Origin of the sequence: Bosea beijingensis (assembly GCF_030758975.1) — a bacterium.
In the GTDB taxonomy this organism is placed as follows: Bacteria; Pseudomonadota; Alphaproteobacteria; order Rhizobiales; family Beijerinckiaceae; genus Allobosea; species Allobosea beijingensis.
The window spans coordinates 3416163-3442904 of sequence record NZ_CP132359.1; the positions used below are offsets into that span (position 1 = coordinate 3416163).

A 26742-nucleotide genomic window follows, 5' to 3' on the forward strand; every position below is an offset into this window, starting at 1 on the left:
GTTCTTAATACCCGAACTGCTCGCGCAGGATGCGCTCGTCGAGGCTGTGGCCGGGATCATGCAGCATGACGAGATCGACATCGCGGTCGATCTCGATCGCGACGGAGCTGACCTCGTCGATCTGCGTGTGATCGGCAACGGCGCTGACCGGACGCTTCTCGGCTTCCAGGACCTCGATGAAGACCTTGGCATGGTCCGGCAGCAGCGCGCCGCGCCAGCGTCGCGGCCGGAAGGCCGAGATCGGCGTCAGCGCCAGCAGCGGCGCGTCGAGCGGCAGGATCGGGCCGTTGGCCGAAAGATTATAGGCGGTGGAACCGGCCGGCGTCGCCAGCAGCAGGCCGTCGGCGATCAATTCGGACAGGCGCACCTGGCCGTCGACGGAGATGCGCAGCTTCGCCGCCTGGTAGGAGCGGCGCAGCAATGAGACCTCGTTGATCGCCTTGGCCTGCACTGTGGCTCCGTTGCGGTCGGTCGCCTGCATCGAGAGCGGATGCACGATGCTGCGCTGGGCCGCATCGAGCCGCTTCGTCAGGCCGCGCTCCTTGAACTCGTTCATCAGGAAGCCGACCGAGCCGCGATTCATGCCGTAGATCGGCTTGCCGGTGCCCAGGAAGCGGTGGAGCGTCTGCAGCATCAGACCGTCGCCGCCGAGCGCGACCACGACATCGGCCTCGGCCGGAACGGCATTGCCATAGCGCTCGACCAGCTTGTCGAGCGCCGCCTGCGCTTCAGGAGTGTCGCTGGCGACGAAGGAGATCGCGCCGAATCGTTCGGTCATAGCGTGTCCTGGACGGCAGGCCCTACGGTATCCGGGGCAGGCTTAACACGATCGAATGGCGGGCGGCGACCCTGCGGCCACGATAAAGCCCGGTCGACGAAAAGGCCGGGCTTTCGCCCGGCCTCGATGCGAGCCGACGGGGAGATGGCGCTCAGAGCGCCGTGCTCCACTGCACCGGCACCATCTCGAAGCCGTTGCCGCTCTTGGCGATGTGCCCGGTCGCGGGGAACGGGGCGTGATAGAAAGCAACCTGCATGCGCTCGGCCGAGACCATGTCGAGCAGCTTGCGCCGCGTCGCCGCCGCCTGGGGGCCGTCCATGTCGAAGACCGCCGACCAGTCGGGATTGCGCACGAACAGGGCGGGATGATTGGTCGTGTCGGACATGATCATCAACTTGCCGTTGCCGGAGCTGAGCGCGAAGACCGTATGGCCGGGCGTATGGCCGGGGGCGGCGATCGGCGTCAGGCCGGGCAGGAGCTCCTTGCCCGGCTCGAACTGCTTCACATCCTTGGCCACGGGGCCGAAGACGCGGCGCACGCCGGCGAAGGCGCCCTTCATGCCATCGGGCGCGGCGTTCATCTTGGCGTCGTCCATCCAGAAGGCCCATTCGGCCGCCGGCACCATCACCTCGGCATTGGGGAACACGGCGGTGCCGTCCTTTAGCCGGAAGCCGTTGATATGGTCGCCGTGGAAATGGCTGAAGACGACGCTGGAGACATCCTTCGGGTCGAGGCCGGCCGCTTTGAAATTCGCCATCCAGGTGCCGGAGGTCGGGGCGCCCGAATCGCCGTTGCCGGTGTCGATCAGGGTGAGCTTGCCGCCCTGCTGGATTGCCAGCGTGGTGAAGGTGATGTTGAGCGCATCCTGCGGCAGGAAGGCCTGCTCCATCGCTTTCTTGACGTCGGCGAGCTCGGCATTGCGGACGAAGCCTTCGAGCGGGCGCTTGCCGAAGCCGTCGTTGATCGCGGTCAGCGTGATGTCGCCGACCTTGTAGCGGTAAAAACCGGGAGCCTGGTTCACGGGAACTCCTTGTGCCTGGGCCTTGCTGATGTCGGGCAGATCGAATGTCGCAGCGGCAACGAGCGCGCCGGCGCCGACAAGGGCCGCACGGCGCGAGAATTCTGTGTCCTGCATGGTCTGGTCTCCCCTCGGGTGATTGGCAGACTAGCGACGGCCATCCTGCTTTCAACCGCAAGGGCTTGCCGGAAGGTCAAGTTTCCGTGAGGCCCGATTCCGGTGCGGCCGGCTCGCGCCGCGCCAGCGCGCGCAGCATCGCGGCGCAGAGGGCGAGCGAACCCATGACGCCCTGGCCGGAGCAGTCGGCGACGAGCGCCTGGAAGGCCAGGCTCTCCTCGTTCGCGAGACATTGCAGGCTCCAGTTCCAGCCGGGGGCCTTCTGCCGCAGCAGCGACACGGCGATATCGATATCCGCGCTGACGGTGCCGAGCGTCTTCCAGAAGGAGCCATGCTGGTAGATGCCGCCGGCCGGCGTGCGGCGGTTGACCAGCTGAGCCGGCTTGCGCCGGACGACGAAGCCCAAAGCCTCGTAGATATCGGCATCGAGCTCGCGATTGGGCTTGCTGGAAGCCTCGCATCGGGCTGCGAGCGTCAGAAGGTGAGACCGGTCGTCCATTCGGGTCCGTAAAAAGAGAGAGATCCGTGCGAGGCGATGCCGGCATCGCAAGCTGCGACTTCTACCGATGATCGCGGCTGCCGGCCAGTCATGGAATGACGAGACCGGCCGGCGCTTGCCTCAAGGGCCGACGACCACCCCGCGGGCATGGCCGCCCGGCACGCGGCAGGAGCAGCCTATCCCCAGCGGCGCTGGCTCATAGAGCGTGCAGGTCTTCACCGGCGTGCTGCATTGCCCGCCTTCGGCGGCCGGCACAGCCTCATAGGCCGGATAGACCGGGTAGGTGGGATAGACGGGGTAGGCCGGATAGGTCGCGATCGCTCCGAGTGTCGCTGCCGCAGCCAGACCCGTGCCCCAGTAGGGATAACCGCCGCGATATCCGCGATAGGGATAATGGCCGGCGCGGCGCCAGCCCCAGCCGCTGCCATGCCATCCGGCACGGATATTCTGGCGATAGGCTGGGAATGCCGGCCGCATTCCGTGCGGCCTCATGCCGATGCCGCGGGCAGGGAAGCCGCCATGCCTGAAGCCGGCGCCCCCAAAATGGGGTTGGGCCGATGCCGCAAGACCGCTGGGCAAAACGAGACCGCTGGCCAAAAGCAGCGGCGCGACGGAAGCCGTGACGAGAAGAAAGCGACGCACGCGAACCTCCCTGGATGAACCGGGGTTTCGCCCCACGAAGAAACGTGGCGCAGGGCGCGAGGTTCCGCCCGGCGGCTATCTCAATCGTCGAACCGCATCTTGCTCTTGCAGCGATAGCCGACGAAGCACGCTTGGGTGTCGGCGCTTGGCGCGAAGGCCGGGTCGGTTACTTCATTCACCAGACAGAAGCTGCGATCGCGCACGAAGCGGTCATAGGTGTAGCCGCCGGTTCCGAGAACAATGGCACCGTTGACCTGGACATCGCGCTGGCTTGCTGCGCAGGGGCGCGAAACGGTCGAGGGGCGTGTTTGCGCGGCTGCGATTCCCGCCGGGAGCAGAAGGGCAAGTGCGATGACAATGGCTTTCATGGAAGCCTCCGGAGCTTGGCAAAACAGGTAACTGTTCGGCTCGTCAAACGTTCCCGGAGAGGCCCGTCTGTCAAGGCGGTTTCGGTGTGATCCCGCCACTGGGTGTGCATGGCGCCGCCTCATTCTGGCCTTGGCGCCCGTCTTGTTTTGGCCCGCGCCGATTCACCCTGGAGAGATCCGTCCATGAAATTCGCGTTGATCGCCGTGCTCGGCACCCTCGTCGCGCTGCCTGTGGCGGCACAGCAGCAAATGCCCCAGCGCAAGCCAGGACTATGGGAAACCAAATCGACGGGTAACGAGGGCGAAACCACCGCCAAGCAATGCGTCGGTCCCGGTACCGATCAGTCGATCGTCGGTGGCCTGGCCGCCGGCGCCTGCTCGAAGATGCTGGTGACCAAGACCGCCACGGGCTACGCGGTGGAGACGGAATGCACGATCGGCCAGATCAAGGCTTCCGGCAACAGCGTCATCACCGGCGATTTCCAGACCTCCGTCCGCACCGAGGGCACGACCAAGATCAGCGGCATGCCCGGTCAGCCCGCGCCGGTGGAGCGCAAGCTCGTGGTCGAGGCGAAGCGCCTCGGCGACTGCGCGCCCGGCCAGAAGCCGGGCGACATCATCATGCCGGACGGAAAGGTGATCTCGATGCCTCCGGCGAAGCCTGCGCCGTAAGCGCGGCCAGGGACGGATAGGACGATATCGGGAAGAGCCGGTCGCGCGGGCGTGGAGGCTCCCGATGGACGTGGTGCCGGCGGAGAGGATCGAACTCCCGACCTTCGGTTTACAAAACCGCTGCACTACCGCTGTGCTACGCCGGCGCCATCGCACCCGGCCTCGCGGCCGGGGGCAGTCGTCGGGCGGAAGGTCCTCCGACGATGCGGTTAGCGGTTACCAGCCGATGGCGGCGAGGGCAAGCATCTCGGCTGCATGAAATAGACATGTCTCCGTTCCATGAAAAAGCCCCGGCCGTGAGGCCGGGGCTCGTTCGTCAGACTGGCTGCTTCAGCTCAGTTCTCGTAGGTCATGATGTCGCGATCCTTGGTCTCGGGCACCAGCAGCAAGCCGATCACGAAGGTCGCGAGGGCAAAGACGATCGGGTACCAGAGACCGTAGAAGATGTCGCCCGTGCCGGCCACCATGGCGAAGGAGGTGGCGGGCAGCAGGCCACCGAACCAGCCGTTGCCGATATGGTAGGGCAGCGACATGCCGGTGTAGCGGATGCGGGTCGGGAAGAGCTCGACCAGCGCCGCCGCGATCGGTCCGTAGACCATCGTGACGTAGATGATCAGCACCGTCAGGATCGCGATCACCGTCAGCGACTGGCCGCCGAAGAGCGCGCCGAAGAAGCCGGTCTTGACGATGCGAGCGTCGCCGGCAGCCGGGTAGCCGGCGGCGATGGCTTCCTTGGCGATGTTCGCAGCGAAGCTGGCGTCGATGGCGACGTCCTTGCCGTTGACCACGACCTTGGCGGCGGTGCCCGCCGGGGCCGGAGTCTGGGTGTAGACGATGGCCTGCGTCGCCAACGTGCGGCGGGCGATGTCGCAAGGCTGGGTGAAGGTGCGCACGCCGACCGGATCGAAGACCGAGCCGCAGGTGGCGGGATCGGCGACGACCTGCACCTTGACGTTGTCATGGGCAGCAGCGAGGCCGGGGTTTGCCGCCTTGGTCAGCGCGCCGAACAGCGGGAAGTAGGTCAGCGCGGCGATCAGGCAGCCGGCCAGGATGATCGGCTTGCGGCCGATCCTGTCCGAGAGCGAGCCGAAGAAGATGAAGCCGCCCGTGCCGATGATCAGCGCCCAGGCGATCAGCACGTTCGCCGAGTAGAGATCGACCTTGAGGATGCTCTGGATGAAGAACAACGCGTAGAACTGGCCGGTATACCAGACGACCGCCTGGCCCATGGTCAGGCCGAACAGGGCGATCAGAGCGATCTTGGCGTTCTTCCACTGGCCAAAGGCCTCGGAGAGCGGCGCCTTCGAGCCGGTGCCCTCTTCCTTCATCTTCTTGAAGGCCGGCGATTCCTGCATCTGGAGACGAATCCAGACCGAGATGCCGAGCAGGAAGATCGAGAGCAGGAAGGGAATGCGCCAGCCCCAGGCTGCGAACTCGGCCTCGCCCATGTTGACGCGGATGACCAGGATGACGATGAGCGACAGCAAGAGGCCGAGCGTCGCCGTGGTCTGGATCCACGAGGTGTAGAAGCCGCGACGGCCGACGGGAGCGTGCTCGGCGACATAGACCGCCGCGCCGCCGTACTCGCCGCCGAGCGCGAGGCCCTGGAGCATGCGCAGCACGATCAGGATGACCGGGGCGATCCAGCCGATGGAGTTGTAGCTGGGCAGCAGGCCGACCAGGAAGGTCGAGGCGCCCATGATCACGATCGTGACCAGGAAGGTGTATTTGCGGCCGATGAGGTCACCGAGCCGGCCGAAGAAGAGCGCGCCGAACGGGCGGACGAGGAAGCCTGCGGCGAAGGCCAGCAGCGCGAAGATCGCGCGGGTGTTGGCGTCGAACGCTGAGAAGAAGTGCGCGCCGATCATGACGGCGAGTGAACCGTAGAGATAGAAGTCGTACCACTCGAACACCGTGCCGAGCGACGAGGCCAGAATGACCTTCCGTTCCTCCTTGGTCATCGGGCGGGGCGCGGCCCTCGTCCCCGATGCTTGCGATGCCATGCTCATGGCGCTTATCTCCCCTGTAGAAGCCCTGAAGCCGGGGTGGCCCGGCAACCTCGTTTCGCGCGGTTCGCGTTCTGAATGACGGTGGCCGCGCGGCCGGATGGCGGGTGAGTCCCGTCATTCCAGCTCGCTTCAAAGGATTGCGCGCGGATTGTCGCAGGGGCAATCAGGCACTTGGTCTTGCACCGTTCGTCTATGAGACTATCGGTGAAGAGCCGCTACGCGGGTGGTGGCGTACTGGCAGCGTGTCGGCAGAGGGTGTCATCCCGCACGTGCTGCGGCACGTCGTGCTGCTGCGCAGATGCGGGATCGTCCGCAGGAAAAGGCGCCTTCTCGTTGCACGATCACGTGTCTGCGGCGCATCGCTGCGCGCTGCACCGAGACGGGATGAGACCGCGCTCGGGGAGGGCGAATGATCGTCTATCTCCGCCGCTCCGTGGCGGATACGCTCAGCGGCGGCTGGCCGCGTAGAGCGCGATCGCGGTGGCGTTCGAGACGTTGAGGCTGGTGATCGTGCCGGGCACCTCGAGCCGCGCGACATGGTCGCAGAGCTCGCGCGAGCGCTGGCGCAGGCCCTTGCCCTCGGCGCCCATCACCATCACCAGCGGGCGGCGCAACGCGACGTCATCGAGGGCGACATCGCCATCCGAATCGAAGCCGACGCGCAGGAAGCCGCGCTTGCCCAGCGTCTCCAGGGCGTCGCCGAGATTGCGCACGGCGATCAGCGGCACATGCTCCAGCGCGCCCGAGGCGGATTTGGCGAGCACCCCGGTCGCGGCCGGGGAATGGCGGATCGTGACGATCACCGCTGCCGCGGCAAAGGCGGCGGCCGAACGCAGGATGGCGCCGACATTGTGCGGATCGGTGATCTGGTCGAGCGCGAGCACGACGGCGTCGTCCGGCAGGCTGTCGAGATCGGGCGAGGGCAGGGGATCGCAGACGAGGTAGAGGCCCTGATGCACCGAATCAGGTGTCAGCAGGCGGTCGATCTCGGAGGGGCGTACGATCTCGGCCTGGAGCGGCAAAGGATCGATTTGCTCCTGCAGGCGGCGCAGGCCATTCTCGGTGGCGAGCAGGCGCCTGTGGCGGCGCTGCGGATTCTTCAGCGCCTCGACGACCGGATGCACGCCGTAGAGCACGGCCTCGTCGATATCGCCCGGCCGGTGCGGTGGCGGACCGTCGCTACGGCGGGCGCCCTGTCTGCCCCCAGCGGGCCTGGCATGTTTCGGGCGGAACGGCGGAGCCATCGCTCTCTCCAGTGATTGCCGGATTGCCGTGCCACGGCGCGACGCGCTTGGCCAGCGCGAACCGGCCTTTAGCCAACACATCCACGCGGAAAGGACGCATGATGCCAGACGAGACCGACCGATTGATCGTGATCACCGGGGGGCCGGGAGCGGGCAAGACGAGCCTGATCGAGGCGCTGGCGGCGGGCGGCCATGCAGTGCGGCCCGAGGCCGGGCGCGCGATCATCCGCGACCAGCAGGCGATCGGCGGCAGGGGACTGCCCTGGGTCGATCCCGCCCTGTTCGCCGGGCTGATGCTGGCGGCCGACATGCACGGCCATGCCGAGGCCGCTGCGGCGGGGGAACGCGTCTTTTTCGACCGCGGCATTCCTGATATCGCGGGATATCTGGCGCTCTGCGGCTTGCCGATTCCCGAACATGTCGAGCGGGCGGCCCAGTCGTTGCGCTACAACCGCATGGTCTTCATCGCGCCGCCCTGGCGCGAGATCTTCAGCCAGGACGCCGAGCGCAAGCAGGATTTCGCCGAGGCGGGGCGCACCTATGCGGCGATGGCTGCAACCTATCCCCGCTACGGCTATGCGCTCGTCGAACTGCCCCGTGCGAGCGTCGCCGAGCGGGTCAGCTTTTTGCTCGACCGGTTGCGCGCCTCGAAGTGAGCGGTTTTCCGGGATGGCTCGTGGCGCCTTCACAACGAATTCGCATCATCGGTCTTTTTGCCGTTGACAGGGCGCGGCCCGGTCACCATAAGTCCGGCCGCGCCTACCGGTCGTCGCGAAAGTGACATATCGGTGGCCCTGGGCTCACAGAGCCGATCAAGGGCGCAGGCGGGGGAATGTCCCGAGCGGCAAAGGGGGCGGACTGTAAATCCGCTGGCTATGCCTTCGCAGGTTCGAGTCCTGCTTCCCCCACCACTTCCGATCAGAACTGCGAACCGGGACGCGACCGGCGGCTTGGCTTCGCAAGTTACTTTCAAAATTGCCGTTTTTGCCGATAACGCGGATTTTCCGGGTTCGACGATGATGGCGCCGACGATTGCACTGAGCCAGACTTTGCGGCCCTCGACCGATCCATTGGAGAGCCGCTCGATCAGAGCCTGCTGAAACTTTTCCACGACCTGCGCATCGAACATGGACTGGTCGACGAAATTGACCCGGGCGCGCTTAAACGCGTCCTGAGCGTTATCCCGCTTCTTCCGGATGTCCTTCACGCGGCCTTGGAGCGGGGGCTCGGCGGCATCGAGAATGCCGGATTCGATTGCAAGGTAGAGATTCTGGAGCGCCTTCTCCGCTTCGACGGCCTCGTGCTGCAGTTGGGCGATGCGGCGATGGACCGTTCCTGTTTCGAAGCTCTACGTTGGTGCAGGGCGGCCAGAATTCCGGCAATCCCATCAGGAGTCATGAACCATGCGACGAGTTCGCTCATCACCCGGTTTTCGGCGGCGTCGCGAGAGATAGCCTTAAGCTTGCACGTACCGGCGCCATTGTTGATGGCTGAGGCGCACTTGTAATAGCGGTAGACCGTGCCGTTCGAAGACAGGCATGCTGTTCAGCGAGCCGTTCGGCCGTGCTTTTATGGTATCGGAAGCGCTCCTCGGATCTCGCCAGACCCGCTACTTGAAAAGCTGGTGATGAACAATCAGCTCCCTGGTCAGATCGACGATCGCCTGTAGATTCGGCCCCAGTTGTGCGATCTGGTAGCAGAGCGAGACCTCGTGCGCTCCTATGGTCGGCGTGACGGGGATGGTCACCATCCTGCCCTGTGCAAGTTCGTCGGCCACCACGCGGACCGGGACGAGGCCGATCGCGAAGCCGCTCCGGATCATCAATATCGTGACCGATAAGCTGTCGCAGGTGCTGACCCGCTCGGGAACGACGCCAGCGCGCGCGAACCAGTTTGTCATGGTGGTGTGGAGGCGCGCGGTCTGTGGGCTGACGATGAGGTGGTGCGCCGCGATCTGGGCCGGCGTCAACGGCCCGGACGGGAGTTCTATATCGCCGCTTGCCATCCAGGCGAGCTCGTTCCGGCCGACCGGCACGCGATGGACATGGCTCGCGACGCCAGCCTCCGAGATGACGGCGAGGTCGAGCTGGTGATCGTTCAGCAGGCCGCTGACCTTGCTGGTGTCGCCGACGATGACGGATGTCTTCAGTTTCGGGTAATGCCGTTCGAGCCTGCGCATCAGGTCGGTCAGGCACACCAGGCCGAAGCTCTCGTTGACTCCGATGCGCAGGAGCCCGAGCAACGGGTCACGGCGCTTGAAGCGCATGATCATATCGTCCGCATTCTCTAGCAGCCGGTCGGCGTGTTCCAGCAGCGCATGGCCGTCTGAGCTCAGTGAAACGCGCGGCCCGTTGCGGATGAAGAGCTCGACGCCGAGGGTGTGCTCCAGATCCTTTATGCGTTGGGAGATGCTCGGTTGCGTGATGCCGACATGTTTCGCAGCGGCGTGGAAGCTGCCGAGACGGGCGACGCGCTCGAACGCGCGGACCTGCGAAAGGGTAATGCTCATGATAGTCTCAGGTTATCATAAGTCCCATAAACAATCGATTTTTTAAGCGGCTTTCAAGCTGTTATCGATGGTCCCAACGGCGAAGCACGGTTCTCGGTCATAGACATCCGGGCTCCGTGAACGATGCGCCTGTAGCGGGATCGGACTTCTCACGGCCGATGCCCGCGCGTGGAGGATCGACGCAAGGCGCGCGAGCGCCGGTGTCGGGGAGTGCAGGCACGATGGCCAGGATACCGATCGATGAGGGGGAGCTCCATTACGAGCTTTCCGGTAGGGAAGACGGTTATCCCGTCCTACTGTTCGCGCCGGGCTTCCTGAGCTCCCGGATCGAACGCTGGCGATCCAATCCCGCCAAGCCCGGCGTGCCGCAAGCCTGGCGCGACCCCATCCCGGTGCTCGAGCCGCATTTCCGAGTTATTGCCCTCGATGTTCGCAATGCCGGGGCGTCCTGGGCCGAGGTCGGTCCCGACTATGGGTGGGCATCCTATACGGCCGATCATCTCCGCTTGCTGAAGCATCTCGGCGTCGACCGTTGTCACGTCATGGGGGGCTGTATCGGCGTCTCGTTTGCGCTGGCGCTCGAACAAGCCGCCCCTGGAACGGTATCGGCGCAGGTCCTGCAAAATCCCATCGGTCTGTCCGACACCAACCGCGACGCGGTCGATGACGAGGTCCGGCAATGGATGGAGAAGCTGGTACAGCGGCCGGGAGTCGAGCCGGCGCTGCTGCAAGCCGCAGCCCGGAACATGTTCGCGACCGACTTCATCTTCAGCGTGACGCGCGAGTTCACGGGGCGCTGCGGCGTGCCGTCTCTTCTCATGCCAGGCGACGACACCATGCACCCGGCTTCCGTGTCGGCCGATCTCGAACGGCTGACGAAGGCGGAGGTCATCGCTCCCTGGAAAGGCGAGGGGTATCGGGACGCCGCCATGAATCGCACGCGCGACTTTCTGCTCGCGCATGCGCCGTGAGGGGCGAAGTGGTGGACCTCTTGGCCGGATAAGGCGCTGCGGCGGGTCATCGAGGGTCGAAGTAACGAAAAGAAGGCCGGCGATCGCCGGGAGAGGGCATGGGGGATAACAGCCAGGACGGCACCGCAGAGGCATGGGGAGCTGAAGAGCGGACCTGGAACATGCAGGTTCAGGAGCAGCTCGCGCTTTTGCCTGCCGCGCTGCGCAGCATGGATCGCGCGCTCATCAAGGCGACGGAGGTGGTGCTCGTAGGGGCTGGCGTGCTGTTCACCCTCTTGATCGCCTATGACGTGGTCGCGCGCTACGCCTTTGGCGCCTCATCGCTTTTCGTCAGTGCTGCCGCCAAGTTCCTGCTCTTGTGGTTCTTCCTGCTCGGCGCCGGGCTCGCCCTGCGGCAAGGCAGCCATGTCGGTTTCGAACTGGTCGCGAAGAGCCTGCCATTCCGGACCTATCGCGTCGTTCGAGTCGTCGCCCAACTCGTCGCGCTCGGCTTTTTCGCCCAGATGCTGTGGAGCGGCGTCGTCTCGCTCGGGCCAGCGGCCCGTCAGAACGACCCGGCGCTGAATCTCAGCCTGTTCTGGGCCTTCCTCGCCATGCCGGTGGGCTTCACGCTGCTGATCTACCATCAGCTCGTCCTGATGCTGCTGGACCGTTTCGCACCATCGGAGCGCGCCGCTCCATGATGCTGCCAGTCGTCGGAATTCTTTTCCTGCTGACCCTGCTGATCGGCATGCCGGTCGCCTTCGGCATGGGTTTCGCCACCTCCACCTTCATGCTCTTCTGGGAGGGGATGGAGCCGACCATCCTGACGCGAAGATTCTACTCCTCGCTGGGCTCCTTTCCACTTCTCGCAATTCCTCTGTTCACAATGCTCGGCATACTCGCCGATCGCGCAGGCATGCTGCCGCGCATGGTCGTGTGGCTCCAGATGCTGCTGGGGCGCTGGCGGGGAGGCATGGCGTATCTCAACGTCCTGCAGTCGCTGGTCTTCGCCGGTGCCGGCGGCACCGCGGTCTCGGACATCGCCAGCACGGGGCGGGTACAGATCCAGCTGATGGTGCGTGCCGGCTATCCGGTGATGTACAGCGCGGCGCTCACGGCGGCGACTGCGGTCATCGGGCCGATCATTCCGCCGAGCCTGGCGATGATCATCTATGCGATGTCGGTCGGCAACGTCTCGGTGGGCTCGCTCTTTATCGCGGCGATCATCCCCGGCCTGCTGTTCACGGCCGGCTTCATGGTGATGACCTGGTACACGACGCGCCGCCATGGATACGGAACGGTCACGGAGCGCCCGCCGTTTCGCGAATTGGTACGTCAAACCATCGCGGTCGTTCCGTTGCTGCTCCTGCCCGTGATCATCGTGGGCGGCATCGTGCTGGGTATTTTCACCGTCACGGAGTCGGCGGGGGTAGGCGTGGTCTACACGCTGCTCATCGGCTTCCTGTCCAAGCCGCGTCTTCGATTTCGCGACATCTACGATGCCGTCGTCTACAGCGCGATGATCAGCTCGGTCGTAGGGATGCTGCTTGCGACGGGCGCACTGATCTCGTGGCTTTTCACCTTCGAGGGCGTCACGCAAACGCTCGCGGACCTGCTTACCGCGTTCACTGACAGCCCGACGGTCTTCCTGCTGCTGGTCGTCGCCGCGTTGCTGGTGCTCGGCATGGTGATGGATGCCGTGCCGATCATGGTGGCGGTTGCGCCGCTCCTGGCGCCGATCGCCGCGCAGTACGGCGTTCCCGACGTTCAGTTCGGACTGATCTTCGTGGTCGCCTCGATGGTCGGCATCGTCCATCCGCCCGCCGGCGTGATCCTGTTCATGACGGCGAGCCTCATGAACATCTCGGTCGAGCGGCTGTCGCTGGCGATCCTGCCATTCGTCTTCTGGCTCGTGCTCGTCGTCCTGCTGATGGTGTTCGTCCCTGGCCTGACGACGTGGCTGCCGGAGGTCGTCCGGTCCTGACCGTTCCAATCAAACAAGGCGCAGCGGGAGGAAGATATGGTGGATAGAAAGATGCCGAAGGGGGCGGGCGGGATCGGCCGCCGCGACGCCCTGAAACTCGGCGCCGCCGCAGGCGCGGGCCTGCTCGGCCTGTCGATGCCAGCGATCGGTCAGTCGCCGAGGCGGCTGCGCTTCGGACACACGGCTCCGCCGAATGCCGTCTACAGCGAGGCGATCAAGCGGTTCGGCGACGAGCTTGCGCGGCTGTCCTCCAACAAGCTGCGCCTGCAGGGCTTCCCGAGCTCGCAGCTCGGGCCGATCTCGGAGATGCTTCAGTCCGTGCAGGCAGGCTCGCTCGATTTCAGCATGGCTGTGCCGGCCTGGTACTCCAGCTTCGTCAAGGAGATGAACGTCTTCGCGCTGCCCTATCTCGTGGGTTCGCAGGAGAAGCTGCGCACCGCGCTCGACGGTGAGATCGGCGCCGAGATCGCGCGGATGACCGAGGCGGCCGGCCTCAGGGTCTTCGGCTACTGGTTCATGGGCCAGCGCCACATCGTCAACCGCGTGAGGGCGGTTCACAAGCCGGCGGACACGACCGGGCTCAAGCTGCGCGTCATCAACAACGAGGTTCACATGGCGACCTTCAAGGCGCTCGGTGCGAGCCCCGTCGCGATGGACCCATCCGAACTCTACCTCGCGTTGCAGCAAGGCGTCGTCGACGGGTTCGAGTTCCCGCTGCCGGACCTCATCGACCAGAAGCTGCACGAGGTCGCGCCCTTCGTCTCGCTCGACGCACACACCACCGACTTCTTCCTCGTCGCGATGAGCCCGGCGACCTGGAAATCCTTCTCGCCCGAGGAACAGGCCATGGTCGGCCAGGCGATGAAGAGCGCCATGGACTGGCAATGGGAGGCGCAGCCGAAAGATATCGCGCGGGCGCGCGCAGCGCTCGAGAAGGCGGTGAAGGTGAACGACATCTCGCCGGACAACCTCGCGCTGTTCGTCAAGGCGACGGAGCCGGTCTACGCGCAGTTCGCGCCGAAGATCGGCCAAGCCTGGCTCGACAAGTGTACGGCTGCCCTCAGAGGGGCGTAGCCGCGAAGCGGGCGCTCGCTCGGCCGATCAGGATTGAAAGGAACCACATGACGATCAGGGCCGCCGTCATCGACGACTGGCAGGGCGCGGCGAGGTCGAGCGCCGACTGGAGCACGCTCGCCGGGCGCGCCGAGATAACCTTCTTCGAGGATGCGCTGCCGGACGAGGACACCGCCGCCGCGAGGCTGGCCGACTTCGATATCGTGCTGTCGATGCGCGAGCGTACGCCGTTTCCCGCCAGCCTGATCGCGCGCCTGCCGAAGTTGCGTATGCTGAGCGTGACCGGCGCACGCAACAAGTCTGTCGATCTTTCGGCGCTTGCCGAACGCGGGATCGTCGTGACGCGGACCGAGGCCGGCGAGGATGGCTCGGCCACGGCCGAACTCGCGCTGCTGCTGATGCTGGAAGGCGCTCGCCGGGTCGCCGCCGGCGATGCCGCCATCCGAGCCGGGCGCTTCCAGGCCGGCATAGCGCCGGGCTTCGTCCTGCGCGGCAAGACGCTGGGTCTGGTCGGCCTCGGGAAGCTCGGCTCGCGGGTGGCAGGCTATGGCAAGGCGCTCGGGATGACGGTCCTGGCCTGGAGCCCGAACCTAACGCAGGAACGGGCGGAGGCAGGCGGTGCGATCTTCGCCGAAAAGGACGAGCTGCTGCGGCGTGCCGACATCGTCAGCCTGCACATGGTGCTGGCGCCGGCGACGCGGGGTATCATCGGCGCGCGCGAGATCGCACTGCTCAAGCCGGGCGCGGTCATCGTCAATACATCGCGCGGGCCACTCATCGAAGAGGCGGCTCTGCTCGAGGCGCTGGGCGCCGGCCGGATCGTTGCAGCGCTCGACGTCTACGATCAAGAGCCGCTGCCGCGAGGCCACCCGCTACTCGACGCGCCCAACACCATCCTGTCGCCGCATCTCGGCTACTGCGTGCGCGAGAATTTCTCGGTGTTCTACCGGCAATCGATCGAGAACGTCCTCGCCTTTCTAGACGGCACACCGATCCGCCCACTGACCGACGGCGCTTGAGCCCTTCCCAGCATTCCTTCCGTCCCCGGGGATCCCGAGATGAACGATATGAACCATGGCAGATTGCGGTTGCGCCCCAATGCGGTGAAGCGGGCGGCGGCATCCGGCACCACGATCCGAGGCTGTCATATGACCTTCGCCGCGCCGCCGGTGATCGAGATCCTCGCCTCGCTCGACCTCGACTTCATCTATATCGACGGCGAGCACGGTGCGTTCGATCTCAAGGATGTCGAGATCGCCTGCCTCGCCGCCGAGCGCCACGACCTCGTGCCCATCGCCCGCGTGCCGGACCGAACGGCTGCCACGATCACCCGCTTCCTCGATCGGGGCGTGCGCGGCATCGTGGTGCCGCATGTCGACTCTGTCGCCGACGCGCAGGAGGCGCTGGACGCCATCTATTTCTCGCCGCGCGGCAGCCGCTCCTTCGGCGGCGGCAGGCCCTATTACCTCGCCATCGATGATCTGCCGCGACATCTTGCCGACGTCAACGAAGACATCTCGGTGGGCATCATGATCGAGAGCGTGGCCGGGCTCGAGGCGGCCCACGAGATCGCGGCGCTGCCCGGCGTCGACTATCTCAGCTTCGGCCTCAACGATCTCGCGCAGGCCCTCGGCTATCCCGGCGAGCCCGCCCATGCGGAGGTCCAGCGACAGGTGGCGCAGGCCTCGGAGCGAATCCGGGGGGCCGGCAAGCGCATTCGCGAGGACTTCATGAAGGTCGCCTGGATCAATCAGGTGCTGCTGACGGGCATGCGCGAGCTGATGGCCCGCCCGATCACGCTTCCCTATTGAGGGGCGGGGACATGCGGGCATCGACCTTGCCGAAGGTCAAATGCGGGACCGACCTCGCATTCGGGCTGTTCCTGCTCGCCGCGGGGCTGACGGCGCTCTGGCTGACCAGTGAACTGCGGCCGGGCATCGCCATGCGGATGGGGCCGGGATATGTGCCGCGTCTGCTGGGCTGGCTGTCGGTCGGCTTCGGCGCTGTCATCGCGACCCGCGGCCTGCTGGTCGAGGGGCCGGGCCTGACGGCCTGGGCTATGCGGCCGCTGATCGCGGTCTCGGTCGCGGTCTTCGTCTTCATGGGCGTCGAGCGCATCGGGTTGGTCGCAGCGGTGGTTGCGGTCACGCTCGTCGCCTGCCTCGGCGACAGGACGACGAACTGGAAGCATGCGCTGGTCCTCGCCATCGGGCTCGCCGCCTTCACCGGGCTGACCTTCGTCAAGGCCCTCGGATTGCCGATGCCGCTCTGGCCGGCGCTTGGCTTCTAGAGGCAGGACATGCTCGACGTCTTCCCACAGTTTCTAGGTGGCCTCGGCATCGCGATGATGCCGACCAATCTGCTCTACTGCTTCATCGGCGCGCTGATCGGTACGCTGATCGGCGTGCTGCCCGGGCTCGGGCCTGTCGCAACCGTGGCGATGCTGCTGCCTGTGACCTTCTACCTGCCGCCGGTCTCGGCGCTGATCATGCTCGCAGGCATCTATTACGGCGCGCAGTATGGTGGTTCGACCACGGCGATCCTGGTCAATCTGCCGGGCGAGAACTCGGCGGTCGTGACCTGCCTCGACGGCTACCAGATGGCGCGCCGGGGCAGGGCTGGGCCGGCGCTCGCCGTCGCGGCGCTGGTCTCGCTGACTGCCGGCGTGTTTGCGACCTTCTTCATCGCGCTGTTCGCCCCGCCGCTGGCGAAGGTCGCGCTGATGTTCGGACCGGCAGAGTATTTCTCGCTGATGGTACTCGGGCTGATCGCGGCAATCGTGTTGGCGCAAGGCTCGATCATCTCGGCACTGGGCATGATCGTCTTCGGTCTTCTGCTTTCGATGGTCGGCACCGACGTGAATTCGGGTGTGCCGCGCATGACTCTCGGGATTCCTGAACTCAACGACGGAATCGGCTTCGTTCCGCTGGCGATGGGCCTCTTTGCCGTCGGCGAGATCGTCAAGAATCTCGAGAACCCCGAGAATCGGGTGCTCGTCAGCGAGAAGATCGGCAGGCTCTGGCCGTCGCGCGACGATTTCCGGCGCTCGGCCCCTGCAGCGCTGCGCGGCACGGCGCTCGGCTCACTGCTCGGCCTCCTGCCGGGCGGCGGCGCGATGCTGTCGGCCTTTGCCGCCTACACGCTCGAGAAGAAGCTGTCCAAAGAGCCGCAGCGTTTCGGCAAGGGCGCAGTCGAAGGCGTGGCCGCTCCCGAAAGCGCCAATAATGCCGGAGCGCAGACTTCATTCATCCCATTGCTGACCCTCGGCATACCGGCCAACCCGGTGATCGCGCTGATGGCCGGCGCGATGATGATCCACGGCATCCAGCCGGGTCCGCAGGTCATGACGCAAAACCCGGACCTGTTCTGGGGCCTGATCGCGTCCATGCTGATCGGCAACGTCATGCTGGTGATCATCAACCTGCCGCTGATCCGCGTCTGGGTCGCGTTGCTGAAGATTCCTTATCAGCTGTTCTTCCCGGCGATCCTGATCTTCTGCTGCATCGGCGTCTACTCGCTGAACAATTCCGTGTTCGAGGTCGGGCTCCTCGTGGTGTTCGGCGTCGTCGGCTACGCGTTCCTGAAATGGGGCTGCGAGCCCGCGCCGCTTTTGCTGGCCTTCGTGCTCGGGCCTTTGATGGAAGAGAACCTGCGCCGCGCGATGCTGCTGTCGAAGGGGGACCCCGCGACCTTCGTCACCAGCCCGATCTCGGCGGTGCTTCTAGCGATCGCTGCTGCATTGCTGGTGATGGTCGTGATGCCGGCTTTCCGCAAGACGAGAGAGGAGGCGTTCACTGAAGCGCCCTGACAAGGCGCAACCCTGGCGGCCGCCGGCTGCACAGGTCGTTTTGCACGACAGAGTGCAAAGCCAACAAAAATTTCGATCTTGAAACGATGGGAGGAAGAAGATGTATCGCAGGACATTGCTCTTAGCAGCAGCCGCTCTGGCGCTCGGGCTTTCCGGAAGCGCGCAGGCTCAGAACTGGCCGACACAGCCGATCACCATCGTCGTCGGGTTCCAGCCCGGCGGTGTCGCCGACGCCCTGCCGCGCGTCATGCAGGAATACCTGCAGGCCGAGTTCGGCCAGCCGATCGTGGTCGAAAACCGTCCCGGCTCCGCCGGCGCTATTGCCATGGCTGCCGTGGCTAAGGGCAATGCGAACCATACGCTCGGCGTTCAGACGCTGCAGAATCTGATCCTGCCTTCTGTCAGCAGCAACGCAATCTACGATCCACGCAAGGATTTCCGTGGCATCAGCGTGATGGCCTCCATCCCCAATATCCTCGCGGTGCATCCCGATGTGCCGGCCAAGACAGTACCCGAGCTCATCGCCTATGCGCGCGCCAATCCCGGCAAGCTGAACTGGGGCTCGGCCGGCATGGCGACGGCGCCGCATCTCATGCTCGAGGTGCTCAAGCGCGACGCGAAGCTCGATATCGAGCATGTGCCCTATGCTGGCATCAACCAGGCTTATGTCGACCTGCTCGCGGGCCGTATCCAGGCCATCCTCGGACCCTATGGCTCGATAAAGCCGCATCTGCCCCAGTTGCGGGCACTGGCGGTCAGCACCCCGGAGCGCAGCGCCTTCGTGCCGGACCTGCCGCCCATGAGCGAGGCTTCCGGGCTGAAGGATTTCGCGCTGACCGAATGGTACAGTCTGATCGCGCCGGCAAAGATGTCGGACGAGGTCGCCGCGCGCATCGGGACGGCCGTGAACAAGTTCCTGAAGAGCGACAAGTTCAAGGAGTTCGCGACCAATCGCGGCCTGACGGTGGTCGCCAGCGAGCCGGCCGCGGCGCAGACCTATCTGATGAAAGAGTTCGACGCGATGGCCGCCGTCGTGAAGTCGGCCAACGTCAAGCTCGACTGAGAGCGGTGTCCTAGAGCTGCGTGGCGTTGATGGCTGGAACTCCCAACGCCATCAACGCTCGTGCCGGCCATGGCCGGATGGCCCCGAGGGGCGATCCTGCCCGGGCAAATCAGACGACGGCCGAAAGGCCGCCGTCGATGTTGATCGCCACGCCTGTGACGTAGCTCGCCCTCGCAGAGGCCAGAAAGGCGATGACGTCGCCGGCTTCGGCGCCGTCACCGACGCGGCCCAGCGGAATGCCACGCTGCGTCGCTTCCTTGGCGTAAAGCCCGTCCAAGGCCGCGGCGTCTGAAATATTGGCCGAGCGGCTGAAGCGCCGCTCGTGCTGGCCGCTCCGGATGAAGCCGATGCAAACGGTGTTGACCAGTATGTTGTCGGCGGCGAGGTCCTTTGACAGCCCCTTCGTGAAGGCGATGCCGGCGGCTCGCGCGATGCTGGTGGGCATCTTGCCGGCGCCGGGCGTACGGCCGTCGAGATTGGTGACGTTGACGATGCGTCCGCCGCCGCGCGCGCGCATATGCGGAATCACCTCGCGTGCGAGCGCGATCGCGGCCCAGAGCTTCAGGTCGAAATCGGCACGCCAGTCCTGATCCGTGACCTGCTCGAAAGGCTTGGCCATCGAGACGCCGGCGTTGTTGACGAGAATGTCGACCCGACCGAAGGCTTCATGTGCCGCCGACACGATGCGGGATGCGGCGTCCGGCGTCGTGATGTCGATCGGGATGGGAAGAGCTTCACCCGCTCCCTCGCTCGCGATGGCCGTTGCCGCCTGTTCGAGGATTTCCCGGCGGCGACCGACAATCACGACCTTGCCTCCCTCCGCCGCGATCCGCGAGGCGGCGGCATAGCCGATGCCTTCGCCGCCGCCCGTGATGATGGCGACCTTTCCTGCAAGACCCAGATCCATGGCGTGCCCCTTTCGGTTGTCACACTTCGCTGTCGACCTTCAGCGCCCGCAACGATCGAAGCGAGGAGAGGGCGATTGCCGCAGCCGCCAGCGCAAGCAGGCCGAGCGCAAGCGGCCGTTCGGCGAAGATGCCGAACTCGCCGCCGGACATCTCGAGCGATTGCCGCAGCGCCCGCTCCATCAGCGGCGTCAGGACCAGCGTCAGGACGAGCGGCGCGACAGGGATGTCGAACTTCTTGAGCGCGTAGCCGAGAATGCCGAAGCCGAGCATGACCCAGATATCGAAGACGCTGTTGTTGATCGAGTAGACCCCGATCACGCAGAAAACGACGATGACCATGACGAGAATCGGGTAGGGGACGCGCAGCAGCCTGACCCAGAGCGGGATCAACGGCAGGTTCAGCACGAGCAACATCGCATTGCCGACGACGAGACTTGCGATCACCGCCCAGACAAATTGAGGATGCTCGGTGAAAAGCGTCGGGCCGGGGATCAAGCCGTTGACCATGAAGGCGCCCATGAGGACCGCGATCGTCGGCGAGCTCGGTATTCCCAGGGTGAACAGTGGTATCAGCGCCGCATTGGCGTAGGAGTTGTTCGCCGTTTCCGGGCCGGCCACCCCCTGGATCATGCCGGTGCCGAATTTCTCGGGCGTCTTCGAGATGCGCTTCTCGACCGCATAGGACAGGAAGGTGGGGATCATCGAGCCCAGACCCGGGATCAGGCCCAGGAAGAAGCCGATGAAGGTGCCGCGCGCGATCGGCCCCGCGGAGTCCCTAGTATCCTGCCGCGAGAGATAGAGCGAGCCGACCCGCGAGGCGAAGACGTTCTTCGTCTTTGCCTCGACATTCGAGAGGATCTCGCCGAGGCCGAACAGCCCCATCACCACAGCAACGATGCTGAAGCCGTCGAACAGCTCGGGCCAGCCGAAGGTGAAGCGGTTCGTCCCCATAACCGGATCTATGCCGACCTGGGCGATCAGCATGCCGAGCACGGCGGCGATCAGCGCGCGAACCATCGATTGGCTGGCCAGAGCCGTCACCAGAGCGAGACCGACGACGAGCAGCGCGAAAATCTCGGGCGGCCCGAAGGTCAGCGCGAGCCGGGTCAGCGGCAGCGCCAGCACGACGAGCCCGGCCGTCGCGACGAGCCCGCCGATGAACGAGCCGATCGCAGCGACGGCAAGAGCCGGGCCGGCTCGTCCCGCTCGCGCCATCTGATAGCCGTCGAGACAGGTGACGGCCGAGGCCGCCTCGCCCGGCGTATTGACCAGAACCGAGGTGATCGTGCCGCCGTACATTGCGCCGTAATAGATCGCCGCCAGCATGATGATCGAGCCCGTCGGGTCGAGCGCAGAGGTGACTGGGATCAGGATGGCGGTGCCCGCTGCTGGGCCGATTCCAGGCAGCACGCCAACCATCGTGCCGAGCAGGCAGCCCAGAAAAGCAAAGCCGAGATTGCTCGGTTGCAGCACTGTGGCGAAGCCGCCGAGGAGAAGCGAAAGAGTGTCCACGCGCGCAGCCCGATCGTCAGTTGAAGAGCGTGCCGGCGGGAAGCTGCACTCCCAGCCAATGGGTGAAGACGAAATAGACGCCGAAACTTCCCGCCAGCGCCGTGGCCAGCAAGGGGAGCGGCTTCCGGACGCCGAGGGCGAGCAGCAACATCAGATTGACGACCAGCATGGTGGGGCCGAAGCCTGCTTGGTTGAGCCCGGCCGCCGCCAGCGCGACCGCTCCGAGCACGACCAGTACCCGCCGGAAGCCGCCCTCTGCCGGCCAGAAATCCTCCGGTAATGCCCGCGGCGACTCGGTGAACGCCTGGATCAGCATGACCGCGCCGAGCAGCAGCAGAATCATCGACAGCCAATATGGGAAGAACCCCGGGCCCGGGCCGAGCGATGTCATATAAGGCATCTGCATCGAGGCATGGAGCAAAGCTGCAGCCCCTGCCATCACGATGCAGCCACCCGTCTGAAACAGCCGTCTGGTCGTCATCAATCCCTCCCGCCGCGGTCCACCCTGGCGTTGGCGGGCCGGCTTTGCCGGCCCGCTGTCGGGCAGTGCAGTCTTGGTGCTTTACTTGCCTTGCTTCTTAGCCTCGTCGATCAACGGCTTGAACCGCGCGTCGACAGCATCCCAGAACTTCCCATAGTCCTTGCTGTCGAGATACTTGACCGTGTTCCCGAGCTCCAGCATCCGCGCCTTCAGGGCTGGGTCCTGGGTGATTTTCGCCATGGCTGCGTTGACGCGGTCGATGATCGGCTGAGGGGTTCCGGCCGGAGCGGCGAGGCCGATGTCGGAGCCGATGGGTGCGACTTCAAACCCGGCCTCCTTGGTCGTCGGCACGTCGGGGATCAGCTCGGACCGGGTCTCGTCCATGACGGCGATGATGCGAATGCTGCCCGCCTTGTGCTGCGTGAGGAGCTCGCCGATCGAGTTGAAGCCGACGTCAATATGGCCGCCGAGGACGGCCGTGAGCTGCGGGCCGCCGCCCTGGAAGTTGACGGTGGCCATCCGCACGCCGGCACCCTGCTGGAAGGCGATATTGGCGAAATGGCCGGACGACATGAACCCTGTCGTGCCGCTGCGCACCTTGCCCGGCGCGGCCTTGGCGGCCTCCACAAGGTCTTTCAGCGACTTGTAAGGGCTGTCACCCTTCACCACGATGCCGAACGGTGCGCCGTAATAGAGGGCGATCGGCGTCAGGCTGTCGCGCTTGAAGGAGGATTGGCGCTCGGCGTCGAGATAGATGCTGGCGGCCGTCGGCAGGACGACCCAGGTCAGCGTATGGCCGTCCTTGCGCGCGTTGGCCCCCTCGGTGTGCCCGATCTGCATCGAGGCTCCGGGCTTGTTGACGACCTCGACCGGCACGCCGAGCTCCTTCTCGAGAAGCGGGGCGGCGACGCGCGCGGCCGTATCCGTTCCACCCCCCGCCGTCGACGGCACGATGGTCACGATCGGACGCCCCTTGATCGGGAAATCCTGGGCCTGCGCGCCGGTGGCGAGAACCAGTCCGGCCGCGAGTGACAAGGCGATCTTCAATGGCATGGTGTCCTCCCTGGTGTGCTTGTTTTTTTGTTGACGAGGTCGCGAAAGCGCGGCTCCGCGCTCAGGATTGCGCAGGCAACCTGCGGAACTTCTTCAGTGAATTGAGGCGTTTGGGAAGCGGCTGGCCCGGAAAGAGGGAAGGCCAGGACGAGACGGTGACCTCACCGACATAGAGGTCGCCATGCGAGTCGACCGCGATTGCATGCGGAGAGGTGAATTGCGCCGAGCCGGTGCCGGGTCCTCCTTGGCTATCCAGCCGGCCGATGCGTTCGCCTTCGGAAGACAGGATCGTGACGCGTGGGCCGAGGTTGGGCGTGTCGCGGTTGACCGCCATATAGGGCGCGATCTCGCCAACGAAGCAGTGAGGGCAGGGGCCCGGCGTCATGTAGAGCGCGCTCGGGCGATGAAGATTGTTCCACTGTCCCTGATAGCGCCCGTCGCCGTCGAAAATCTGGATGCGGTGGTTCTCGCGGTCGGCCACGTAGAGTAGCCCGTCCTCGTCCGTGACGATGTTGTGCGGCAGGTTGAACTGCCCCTTGTCCGACCCCGGCGCGCCCCATGTCGAGAGGTGCCGGCCATCGGGCGCGAACTTATGGACGGCGGCGTTGCCGTAGCCGTCCGTCACGAAAATCTCACCGTTCTTGCCGAGCGCCGTGTGGGTGCAGCGGTTGAACGGGCGGCAGCTCATCGGCTGTGCGGGTTGGTTCGGCACGCCGATCCGCATCAGGAGCTTTCCCTCCAGCGTGCATTTGCAGACGGTGTGCGTACCCTCGTCGGTGCAGTAGATCGCGCCGTCGCGCGCGATGTTGACGCCGTGAGCCTTGGTGAAGAGGTCGTGGCCCCATGTCGAGACGACGCTGCCTTCGCGGTCGAACACGACCATCGGATGCTCACCGCGGTTGAAGACGTAGACACGGTCGCGCTCATCGATCGCGATGCCCGCGACTTCTCCGAGCACGATGTCGGCGGGCGGCTTCGCCCAACCGTCGAGCGGCTCGAACTGGAACGCGCCGTCACCCAAAACTGCAGACATCATCGTTTCCTCGGATCACCGTCGATGTTCGGCGGCGTATTTCTCATTTGATAGGATTTGATCTCGTTCAATGAGATGTGTCAATTCCGTTCGGGGAAAATACTTCGCTTCTCGGCGACGGGAAGCTTCGCTAGAAGAGTTCGCATGAGCGAGACGACCGATATCGGCGCGATTTCCCGCGTGTTGCGGCTGATAAGCCTGCTGTCGGACCATCCGAACCTGTCCGCCAAGGAGGCCGCCGCGAATCTGGGCTGGCCATTCAGCACGACACACCGCCTGTTGCGACGACTGCTTGAAGCGGAATTCGCGGCCCAGACGCGGAAGGGCGCCTTCACGCCGGGGCCGGAGCTGTTTCGCATTGCCGGCCGGCTCGGAGGGCAGGAGCCGCTGCTCCGGATCGCGCAGCCGCTGCTCGAAACACTCGCCCAGCGCTTCGGCGAGACGGCACTGCTGACGGTGCTGGAACGACGTGCGCTCCAGATGTACATCGCCACGTCCGCCGCGCCGCCGGACCCGATGCGCTATTTCATCGAGCTCAATCGCGCGTCGCCTCTGGTCTGGGGAGCATTGGGGCGGGTGCTGCTGGCGAACCTGTCAGACGAGGAGATCGAGAGGGCGGTTGCCTGCCCCAACCCACCCGATGTGAAAGGCGCGCCGCTTGATCCGGACGGCTTGTGGTCGCACATCGCGGAAATCCGGTCCTCCGGATTTGCGACTACCCATTCGCACCGGACGCTCAACTCGATCGGCATCGCCGTGCCGTTCTTCAATTTCAGCCAGGAGCCTGTCGGCAGTATCGGCTTTCAGGTTCCTGCCTTCCGCTATTCCGAAGGGCACCTTCCGGAAATCGTGGCGGCGCTCAAGGAGGCGGCCGCCGTGATCTCCCAGCAGGCGCGGGCGCGCGTCGACGCCTGAATCCGCTGCTCAGGCGGCGAGCTCGAGGATCGTGCGCACATCCTTAGGCGTGATGTCGCCCCGCTCTCCGAGTGCGGTCTGGCCGGCTTTTTCGAGATGCGCGACGATGGCGTCCGGCGTCGCCTCCATCGGAGCAATCGCGGCGAACCGCACCGGGCATCCCATGCGACTAAAGAACTCCTCAGTCCTCGTGATCGCCTCTTCAGCCGCCGATGCGGCATCGGGTTCTTCTATGCCCCAGACGTTGCGGGCGTAGCGGAGAAGCATCTCCTGCTTATCCCGGCTTTTGTAGCGCAGCAGCGCGGGCATGACGAGGGTGAGCGTGCGGGCGTGATCGAGTCCGCAGACGGCGGTGATGGCATGGCCGATCATGTGGGTCGACCAATCCTGCTGCACGCCGGCGCCGATCAGGCCGTTCAGGGCCTGGTTGGCTGCCCACAGGATGGTTTCTCGGGCTTCGTGATCGTTTTTCTCGACCAGCCGCGGGCCCCATTCGATCAGCGTGCGCAGCAAGGTCTCGCTGAAGCCGAACTGCACCGGCGTGTTCGCTGGAATGGTGAGGTATTGCTCGACCACATGGGTGAAGGCGTCGACGACGCCGTTCTCAAGCTGGCGACGGTCGAGGGTCGCCATGAAGTTCGGGTCGAGCACCGCGAAACGCGGCCGGGCGTCTTCGTTCGCGAAAGGCAGTTTCATCTGCTTGCTTCGATGGCTGATGACGGAGACCGGATTGCTTTCGGAGCCGGTGGCCGGCAACGTCAGGATAGCGCCGACCGGCAGGACGCTTCTGGCCGGGTTTCCGGCTGCCAGGTAATCCCAGGCATCGACATCGTGCAGCGAGACGATCGTCGCCAGGAACTTGCCGGCATCGACGACTGATCCGCCGCCGACGGCTAGCACGAATTCCACGCCTTCGGTCCTGCATAGCTCGGCTGCCTCGAGGATGGTCTCGTAGACCGGATTGGCCTCGATCCCGCCGAACTCCACGACATGGCATTCCGACAGGGCGGCGATAGCCTGCTCATAGGCGCCGTTGCGCTTGATGCTGCCGCCGCCGAAGAGGAACAGGACGCGGGTGCCTGGCGGAATGATATGCCCGATCTCGGCGACCTGCCGCTGGCCGAACAGAATTTCGGTGGGGTTGCGCAGACGGAACGCCGGCATGTGACCTCCCTCATTGTACTTTGCGGTTGAGACTATATCCATTTGCATCTCATTGAAAGGCATGCAACTCTCATTCAGTAAGATGAGCGAGAAGCCGCCCGCTTATGAACGAGGCGGCATCCGTGGGAGCGGACAACACAGGCATGTCAGAGACGAAGCACTCCGGTCTCGGTACGAGGGCGCCGTCGCCTGCCGTCGCCTTTCTGCTCGACGCGCATCGAGCGGCGACACGCCCGCCTGGCATGCCCCCAACATTGGCGCCTTCAGACGTCGCGCAGGCGCTGCGGATTCAGGCGGAGCTGGTCGATGCGCTCGGCGAACCGGTCGCCGGCTGGAAAGTCTCGCTCACCGGCGAGCCGATGCGTGCGCCCATCCTGCGCAGCCGCTTGCACACCTCGCCGGTGGAGCTGCCGAGCAACGGGCTTGCTCCCTTCGGCATCGAGGCCGAGATCGCCTTCCGGTTCGAACGGTCGCTGCCGCCGCGCGAGGAAGCGTACAGCTTCGCCGAATTCGTTGAGAGCGTGGTGGCCCTGCCGGCGATCGAGGTCGTCAGCAGCCGCTTCGCCGATTACGGCGCTGCCCCGCCGCTCGAGCGCCTGTGCGACCTGATGTCGAATGGCGGGCTTGTGGTCGGAGAGCCCGTGGTCGATTGGGCGGCGCTCGATTTCGCGCGGTTGCCGGTTCGCCTCATGCGCAATGGCGGGATCGTGCTCGAACGCGAGGGCGGACATCCGCAGAGTGATCCCTGCGGTTGGGGATTGGCGCTGGTCAACGCATTGCGCCGCGGCATGGGCGTGCCGGAAGGGCTGGTCGTTACGACCGGCAGCTTCACGGGGATCGTCTTCGGGGCGCCGGGCGAAGCGTACCGTGCGGAGTTCGCCGGCTTCGCGCCGGTCTCTCTGCAGTTTTCCTGAACGGCGTTCGAAGCGAGAAGACGC

General features: G+C 65.3%; 27 protein-coding genes and 2 tRNA genes. 14 read left to right on the top strand and 15 right to left on the bottom strand.

The annotated features are described in order from the left end of the window. Window positions 1-4: 4 nt before the first annotated feature. From Q9235_RS16345 to Q9235_RS16365, 5 genes are all read right to left on the bottom strand, one after another. The gene (locus Q9235_RS16345) at window positions 5-778 is read right to left on the bottom strand and encodes an NAD kinase (protein WP_306222851.1); all 774 of its coding nucleotides are present in this window, start codon (window positions 776-778) and stop codon (window positions 5-7) included. A gap of 151 nt (window positions 779-929) precedes the next feature. After that, a complete protein-coding gene (locus Q9235_RS16350) occupies window positions 930-1913 on the bottom strand; it encodes an MBL fold metallo-hydrolase (RefSeq protein ID WP_306222852.1) in 984 nt (327 codons plus the stop codon). A gap of 76 nt (window positions 1914-1989) precedes the next feature. Then, complete coding sequence (locus Q9235_RS16355; protein ID WP_306222853.1) at window positions 1990-2412, bottom strand: hypothetical protein; 423 nt, start codon at window positions 2410-2412, stop codon at window positions 1990-1992. Between the two features lie 120 nt (window positions 2413-2532). Beyond that, on the bottom strand, window positions 2533-2889 hold the full coding sequence (locus Q9235_RS16360) for a hypothetical protein (protein ID WP_306222854.1): 357 nt from the start codon (window positions 2887-2889) through the stop codon (window positions 2533-2535). Between the two features lie 245 nt (window positions 2890-3134). Next, window positions 3135-3422, bottom strand: coding sequence for a hypothetical protein (locus Q9235_RS16365; protein WP_306222855.1), 288 nt, complete (start codon window positions 3420-3422; stop codon window positions 3135-3137). Window positions 3423-3605: 183 nt separating this feature from the next. Here Q9235_RS16365 and Q9235_RS16370 point away from each other — a divergent pair, with 183 nt between their 5' ends. Then, a complete protein-coding gene (locus tag Q9235_RS16370; RefSeq protein ID WP_306222857.1) occupies window positions 3606-4094 on the top strand; it encodes a DUF3617 domain-containing protein in 489 nt (162 codons plus the stop codon). 71 nt (window positions 4095-4165) lie between these two features. Here the strand turns inward: Q9235_RS16370 and Q9235_RS16375 are convergent. The 3 genes from Q9235_RS16375 to rlmB form a co-directional block, all read right to left on the bottom strand. Further along, window positions 4166-4240 (bottom strand) — tRNA-Thr (locus tag Q9235_RS16375). A 189-nt stretch (window positions 4241-4429) separates the two neighbouring features. After that, a complete protein-coding gene (locus tag Q9235_RS16380; protein ID WP_422678201.1) occupies window positions 4430-6103 on the bottom strand; it encodes an MFS transporter in 1674 nt (557 codons plus the stop codon). A gap of 446 nt (window positions 6104-6549) precedes the next feature. Next, window positions 6550-7347 carry a 23S rRNA (guanosine(2251)-2'-O)-methyltransferase RlmB gene (gene rlmB, locus Q9235_RS16385; RefSeq protein WP_306222858.1) on the bottom strand — a complete coding sequence of 266 codons (798 nt, stop codon included), beginning with the start codon at window positions 7345-7347 and terminating at the stop codon, window positions 6550-6552. A gap of 98 nt (window positions 7348-7445) precedes the next feature. On the opposite strand from rlmB, the gene Q9235_RS16390 reads away from it, so the two are divergent. Further along, window positions 7446-8003 carry an AAA family ATPase gene (locus tag Q9235_RS16390; RefSeq protein WP_306222859.1) on the top strand — a complete coding sequence of 186 codons (558 nt, stop codon included), beginning with the start codon at window positions 7446-7448 and terminating at the stop codon, window positions 8001-8003. 170 nt (window positions 8004-8173) lie between these two features. Further along, window positions 8174-8258 (top strand) — tRNA-Tyr (locus Q9235_RS16395). A gap of 698 nt (window positions 8259-8956) precedes the next feature. Here Q9235_RS16395 and Q9235_RS16400 read toward each other — a convergent pair. Then, window positions 8957-9856, bottom strand: a complete 900-nt coding sequence (locus Q9235_RS16400; RefSeq protein WP_306222860.1) for a LysR family transcriptional regulator — start codon at window positions 9854-9856, stop codon at window positions 8957-8959. Between the two features lie 158 nt (window positions 9857-10014). On the opposite strand from Q9235_RS16400, the gene Q9235_RS16405 reads away from it, so the two are divergent. From Q9235_RS16405 to Q9235_RS16445, 9 genes are all read left to right on the top strand, one after another. Then, window positions 10015-10827 carry an alpha/beta fold hydrolase gene (locus tag Q9235_RS16405; RefSeq protein ID WP_306222861.1) on the top strand — a complete coding sequence of 271 codons (813 nt, stop codon included), beginning with the start codon at window positions 10015-10017 and terminating at the stop codon, window positions 10825-10827. A gap of 98 nt (window positions 10828-10925) precedes the next feature. After that, window positions 10926-11510 carry a TRAP transporter small permease gene (locus Q9235_RS16410; RefSeq protein ID WP_306222862.1) on the top strand — a complete coding sequence of 195 codons (585 nt, stop codon included), beginning with the start codon at window positions 10926-10928 and terminating at the stop codon, window positions 11508-11510. Between the two features lie 47 nt (window positions 11511-11557). Beyond that, a complete protein-coding gene (locus tag Q9235_RS16415; RefSeq protein ID WP_422678202.1) occupies window positions 11558-12793 on the top strand; it encodes a TRAP transporter large permease in 1236 nt (411 codons plus the stop codon). A gap of 51 nt (window positions 12794-12844) precedes the next feature. Then, a complete protein-coding gene (locus tag Q9235_RS16420) occupies window positions 12845-13867 on the top strand; it encodes a TRAP transporter substrate-binding protein (protein ID WP_306222864.1) in 1023 nt (340 codons plus the stop codon). Between the two features lie 47 nt (window positions 13868-13914). Then, window positions 13915-14886, top strand: a complete 972-nt coding sequence (locus Q9235_RS16425; protein WP_306222865.1) for a D-2-hydroxyacid dehydrogenase family protein — start codon at window positions 13915-13917, stop codon at window positions 14884-14886. A 39-nt stretch (window positions 14887-14925) separates the two neighbouring features. Continuing rightward, the gene (locus Q9235_RS16430) at window positions 14926-15678 is read left to right on the top strand and encodes an HpcH/HpaI aldolase family protein (RefSeq protein WP_306222867.1); all 753 of its coding nucleotides are present in this window, start codon (window positions 14926-14928) and stop codon (window positions 15676-15678) included. An 11-nt stretch (window positions 15679-15689) separates the two neighbouring features. Next, window positions 15690-16157, top strand: coding sequence for a tripartite tricarboxylate transporter TctB family protein (locus Q9235_RS16435; RefSeq protein ID WP_306222868.1), 468 nt, complete (start codon window positions 15690-15692; stop codon window positions 16155-16157). Between the two features lie 9 nt (window positions 16158-16166). Further along, window positions 16167-17675 carry a tripartite tricarboxylate transporter permease gene (locus Q9235_RS16440; protein WP_306222869.1) on the top strand — a complete coding sequence of 503 codons (1509 nt, stop codon included), beginning with the start codon at window positions 16167-16169 and terminating at the stop codon, window positions 17673-17675. 100 nt (window positions 17676-17775) lie between these two features. Further along, window positions 17776-18738, top strand: coding sequence for a Bug family tripartite tricarboxylate transporter substrate binding protein (locus Q9235_RS16445; RefSeq protein WP_306222870.1), 963 nt, complete (start codon window positions 17776-17778; stop codon window positions 18736-18738). 109 nt (window positions 18739-18847) lie between these two features. Here Q9235_RS16445 and Q9235_RS16450 read toward each other — a convergent pair whose 3' ends face one another. The 5 genes from Q9235_RS16450 to Q9235_RS16470 form a co-directional block, all read right to left on the bottom strand. Then, window positions 18848-19645 carry an SDR family NAD(P)-dependent oxidoreductase gene (locus Q9235_RS16450; protein ID WP_306222871.1) on the bottom strand — a complete coding sequence of 266 codons (798 nt, stop codon included), beginning with the start codon at window positions 19643-19645 and terminating at the stop codon, window positions 18848-18850. 19 nt (window positions 19646-19664) lie between these two features. Continuing rightward, a complete protein-coding gene (locus Q9235_RS16455; protein WP_306222872.1) occupies window positions 19665-21158 on the bottom strand; it encodes a tripartite tricarboxylate transporter permease in 1494 nt (497 codons plus the stop codon). Between the two features lie 16 nt (window positions 21159-21174). After that, window positions 21175-21639 carry a tripartite tricarboxylate transporter TctB family protein gene (locus tag Q9235_RS16460; protein ID WP_306222873.1) on the bottom strand — a complete coding sequence of 155 codons (465 nt, stop codon included), beginning with the start codon at window positions 21637-21639 and terminating at the stop codon, window positions 21175-21177. A gap of 81 nt (window positions 21640-21720) precedes the next feature. Continuing rightward, window positions 21721-22692 (bottom strand): Bug family tripartite tricarboxylate transporter substrate binding protein, encoded by a 972-nt coding sequence (locus Q9235_RS16465; protein WP_306222874.1) that lies wholly within the window; start codon window positions 22690-22692, stop codon window positions 21721-21723. Between the two features lie 61 nt (window positions 22693-22753). Beyond that, complete coding sequence (locus Q9235_RS16470) at window positions 22754-23725, bottom strand: peptidyl-alpha-hydroxyglycine alpha-amidating lyase family protein (protein ID WP_306228314.1); 972 nt, start codon at window positions 23723-23725, stop codon at window positions 22754-22756. 144 nt (window positions 23726-23869) lie between these two features. Here Q9235_RS16470 and Q9235_RS16475 point away from each other — a divergent pair, with 144 nt between their 5' ends. Beyond that, window positions 23870-24640 carry an IclR family transcriptional regulator gene (locus tag Q9235_RS16475; protein ID WP_306222875.1) on the top strand — a complete coding sequence of 257 codons (771 nt, stop codon included), beginning with the start codon at window positions 23870-23872 and terminating at the stop codon, window positions 24638-24640. Between the two features lie 9 nt (window positions 24641-24649). Here Q9235_RS16475 and Q9235_RS16480 read toward each other — a convergent pair whose 3' ends face one another. Further along, entirely contained in the window at window positions 24650-25804 is a 1155-nt protein-coding gene (locus Q9235_RS16480; protein ID WP_306222876.1) for an iron-containing alcohol dehydrogenase, read from the bottom strand. Between the two features lie 104 nt (window positions 25805-25908). On the opposite strand from Q9235_RS16480, the gene Q9235_RS16485 reads away from it, so the two are divergent. Then, window positions 25909-26718: a 2-keto-4-pentenoate hydratase gene (locus Q9235_RS16485; RefSeq protein ID WP_306222878.1), complete on the top strand. Its 810-nt coding sequence runs from the start codon at window positions 25909-25911 to the stop codon at window positions 26716-26718. Window positions 26719-26742: the final 24 nt, after the last annotated feature.

What these genes read in the sequence shown, in the direction of transcription:
- Q9235_RS16345 (WP_306222851.1), bottom strand. Translation starts at nt 778, where the DNA reads ATGACCGAACGATTCGGCGCGATCTCCTTCGTCGCCAGCGACACTCCT.
- Q9235_RS16350 (WP_306222852.1), bottom strand. Translation starts at nt 1,913, where the DNA reads ATGCAGGACACAGAATTCTCGCGCCGTGCGGCCCTTGTCGGCGCCGGC.
- Q9235_RS16355 (WP_306222853.1), bottom strand. Translation starts at nt 2,412, where the DNA reads ATGGACGACCGGTCTCACCTTCTGACGCTCGCAGCCCGATGCGAGGCT.
- Q9235_RS16360 (WP_306222854.1), bottom strand. Translation starts at nt 2,889, where the DNA reads ATGCGGCCGGCATTCCCAGCCTATCGCCAGAATATCCGTGCCGGATGG.
- Q9235_RS16365 (WP_306222855.1), bottom strand. Translation starts at nt 3,422, where the DNA reads ATGAAAGCCATTGTCATCGCACTTGCCCTTCTGCTCCCGGCGGGAATC.
- Q9235_RS16370 (WP_306222857.1), top strand. Translation starts at nt 3,606, where the DNA reads ATGAAATTCGCGTTGATCGCCGTGCTCGGCACCCTCGTCGCGCTGCCT.
- Q9235_RS16380 (WP_422678201.1), bottom strand. Translation starts at nt 6,103, where the DNA reads ATGAGCATGGCATCGCAAGCATCGGGGACGAGGGCCGCGCCCCGCCCG.
- rlmB (WP_306222858.1), bottom strand. Translation starts at nt 7,347, where the DNA reads ATGGCTCCGCCGTTCCGCCCGAAACATGCCAGGCCCGCTGGGGGCAGA.
- Q9235_RS16390 (WP_306222859.1), top strand. Translation starts at nt 7,446, where the DNA reads ATGATGCCAGACGAGACCGACCGATTGATCGTGATCACCGGGGGGCCG.
- Q9235_RS16400 (WP_306222860.1), bottom strand. Translation starts at nt 9,856, where the DNA reads ATGAGCATTACCCTTTCGCAGGTCCGCGCGTTCGAGCGCGTCGCCCGT.
- Q9235_RS16405 (WP_306222861.1), top strand. Translation starts at nt 10,015, where the DNA reads ATGCCCGCGCGTGGAGGATCGACGCAAGGCGCGCGAGCGCCGGTGTCG.
- Q9235_RS16410 (WP_306222862.1), top strand. Translation starts at nt 10,926, where the DNA reads ATGGGGGATAACAGCCAGGACGGCACCGCAGAGGCATGGGGAGCTGAA.
- Q9235_RS16415 (WP_422678202.1), top strand. Translation starts at nt 11,558, where the DNA reads ATGCCGGTCGCCTTCGGCATGGGTTTCGCCACCTCCACCTTCATGCTC.
- Q9235_RS16420 (WP_306222864.1), top strand. Translation starts at nt 12,845, where the DNA reads ATGCCGAAGGGGGCGGGCGGGATCGGCCGCCGCGACGCCCTGAAACTC.
- Q9235_RS16425 (WP_306222865.1), top strand. Translation starts at nt 13,915, where the DNA reads ATGACGATCAGGGCCGCCGTCATCGACGACTGGCAGGGCGCGGCGAGG.
- Q9235_RS16430 (WP_306222867.1), top strand. Translation starts at nt 14,926, where the DNA reads ATGAACGATATGAACCATGGCAGATTGCGGTTGCGCCCCAATGCGGTG.
- Q9235_RS16435 (WP_306222868.1), top strand. Translation starts at nt 15,690, where the DNA reads ATGCGGGCATCGACCTTGCCGAAGGTCAAATGCGGGACCGACCTCGCA.
- Q9235_RS16440 (WP_306222869.1), top strand. Translation starts at nt 16,167, where the DNA reads ATGCTCGACGTCTTCCCACAGTTTCTAGGTGGCCTCGGCATCGCGATG.
- Q9235_RS16445 (WP_306222870.1), top strand. Translation starts at nt 17,776, where the DNA reads ATGTATCGCAGGACATTGCTCTTAGCAGCAGCCGCTCTGGCGCTCGGG.
- Q9235_RS16450 (WP_306222871.1), bottom strand. Translation starts at nt 19,645, where the DNA reads ATGGATCTGGGTCTTGCAGGAAAGGTCGCCATCATCACGGGCGGCGGC.
- Q9235_RS16460 (WP_306222873.1), bottom strand. Translation starts at nt 21,639, where the DNA reads ATGACGACCAGACGGCTGTTTCAGACGGGTGGCTGCATCGTGATGGCA.
- Q9235_RS16465 (WP_306222874.1), bottom strand. Translation starts at nt 22,692, where the DNA reads ATGCCATTGAAGATCGCCTTGTCACTCGCGGCCGGACTGGTTCTCGCC.
- Q9235_RS16470 (WP_306228314.1), bottom strand. Translation starts at nt 23,725, where the DNA reads ATGTCTGCAGTTTTGGGTGACGGCGCGTTCCAGTTCGAGCCGCTCGAC.
- Q9235_RS16475 (WP_306222875.1), top strand. Translation starts at nt 23,870, where the DNA reads ATGAGCGAGACGACCGATATCGGCGCGATTTCCCGCGTGTTGCGGCTG.
- Q9235_RS16480 (WP_306222876.1), bottom strand. Translation starts at nt 25,804, where the DNA reads ATGCCGGCGTTCCGTCTGCGCAACCCCACCGAAATTCTGTTCGGCCAG.
- Q9235_RS16485 (WP_306222878.1), top strand. Translation starts at nt 25,909, where the DNA reads ATGAACGAGGCGGCATCCGTGGGAGCGGACAACACAGGCATGTCAGAG.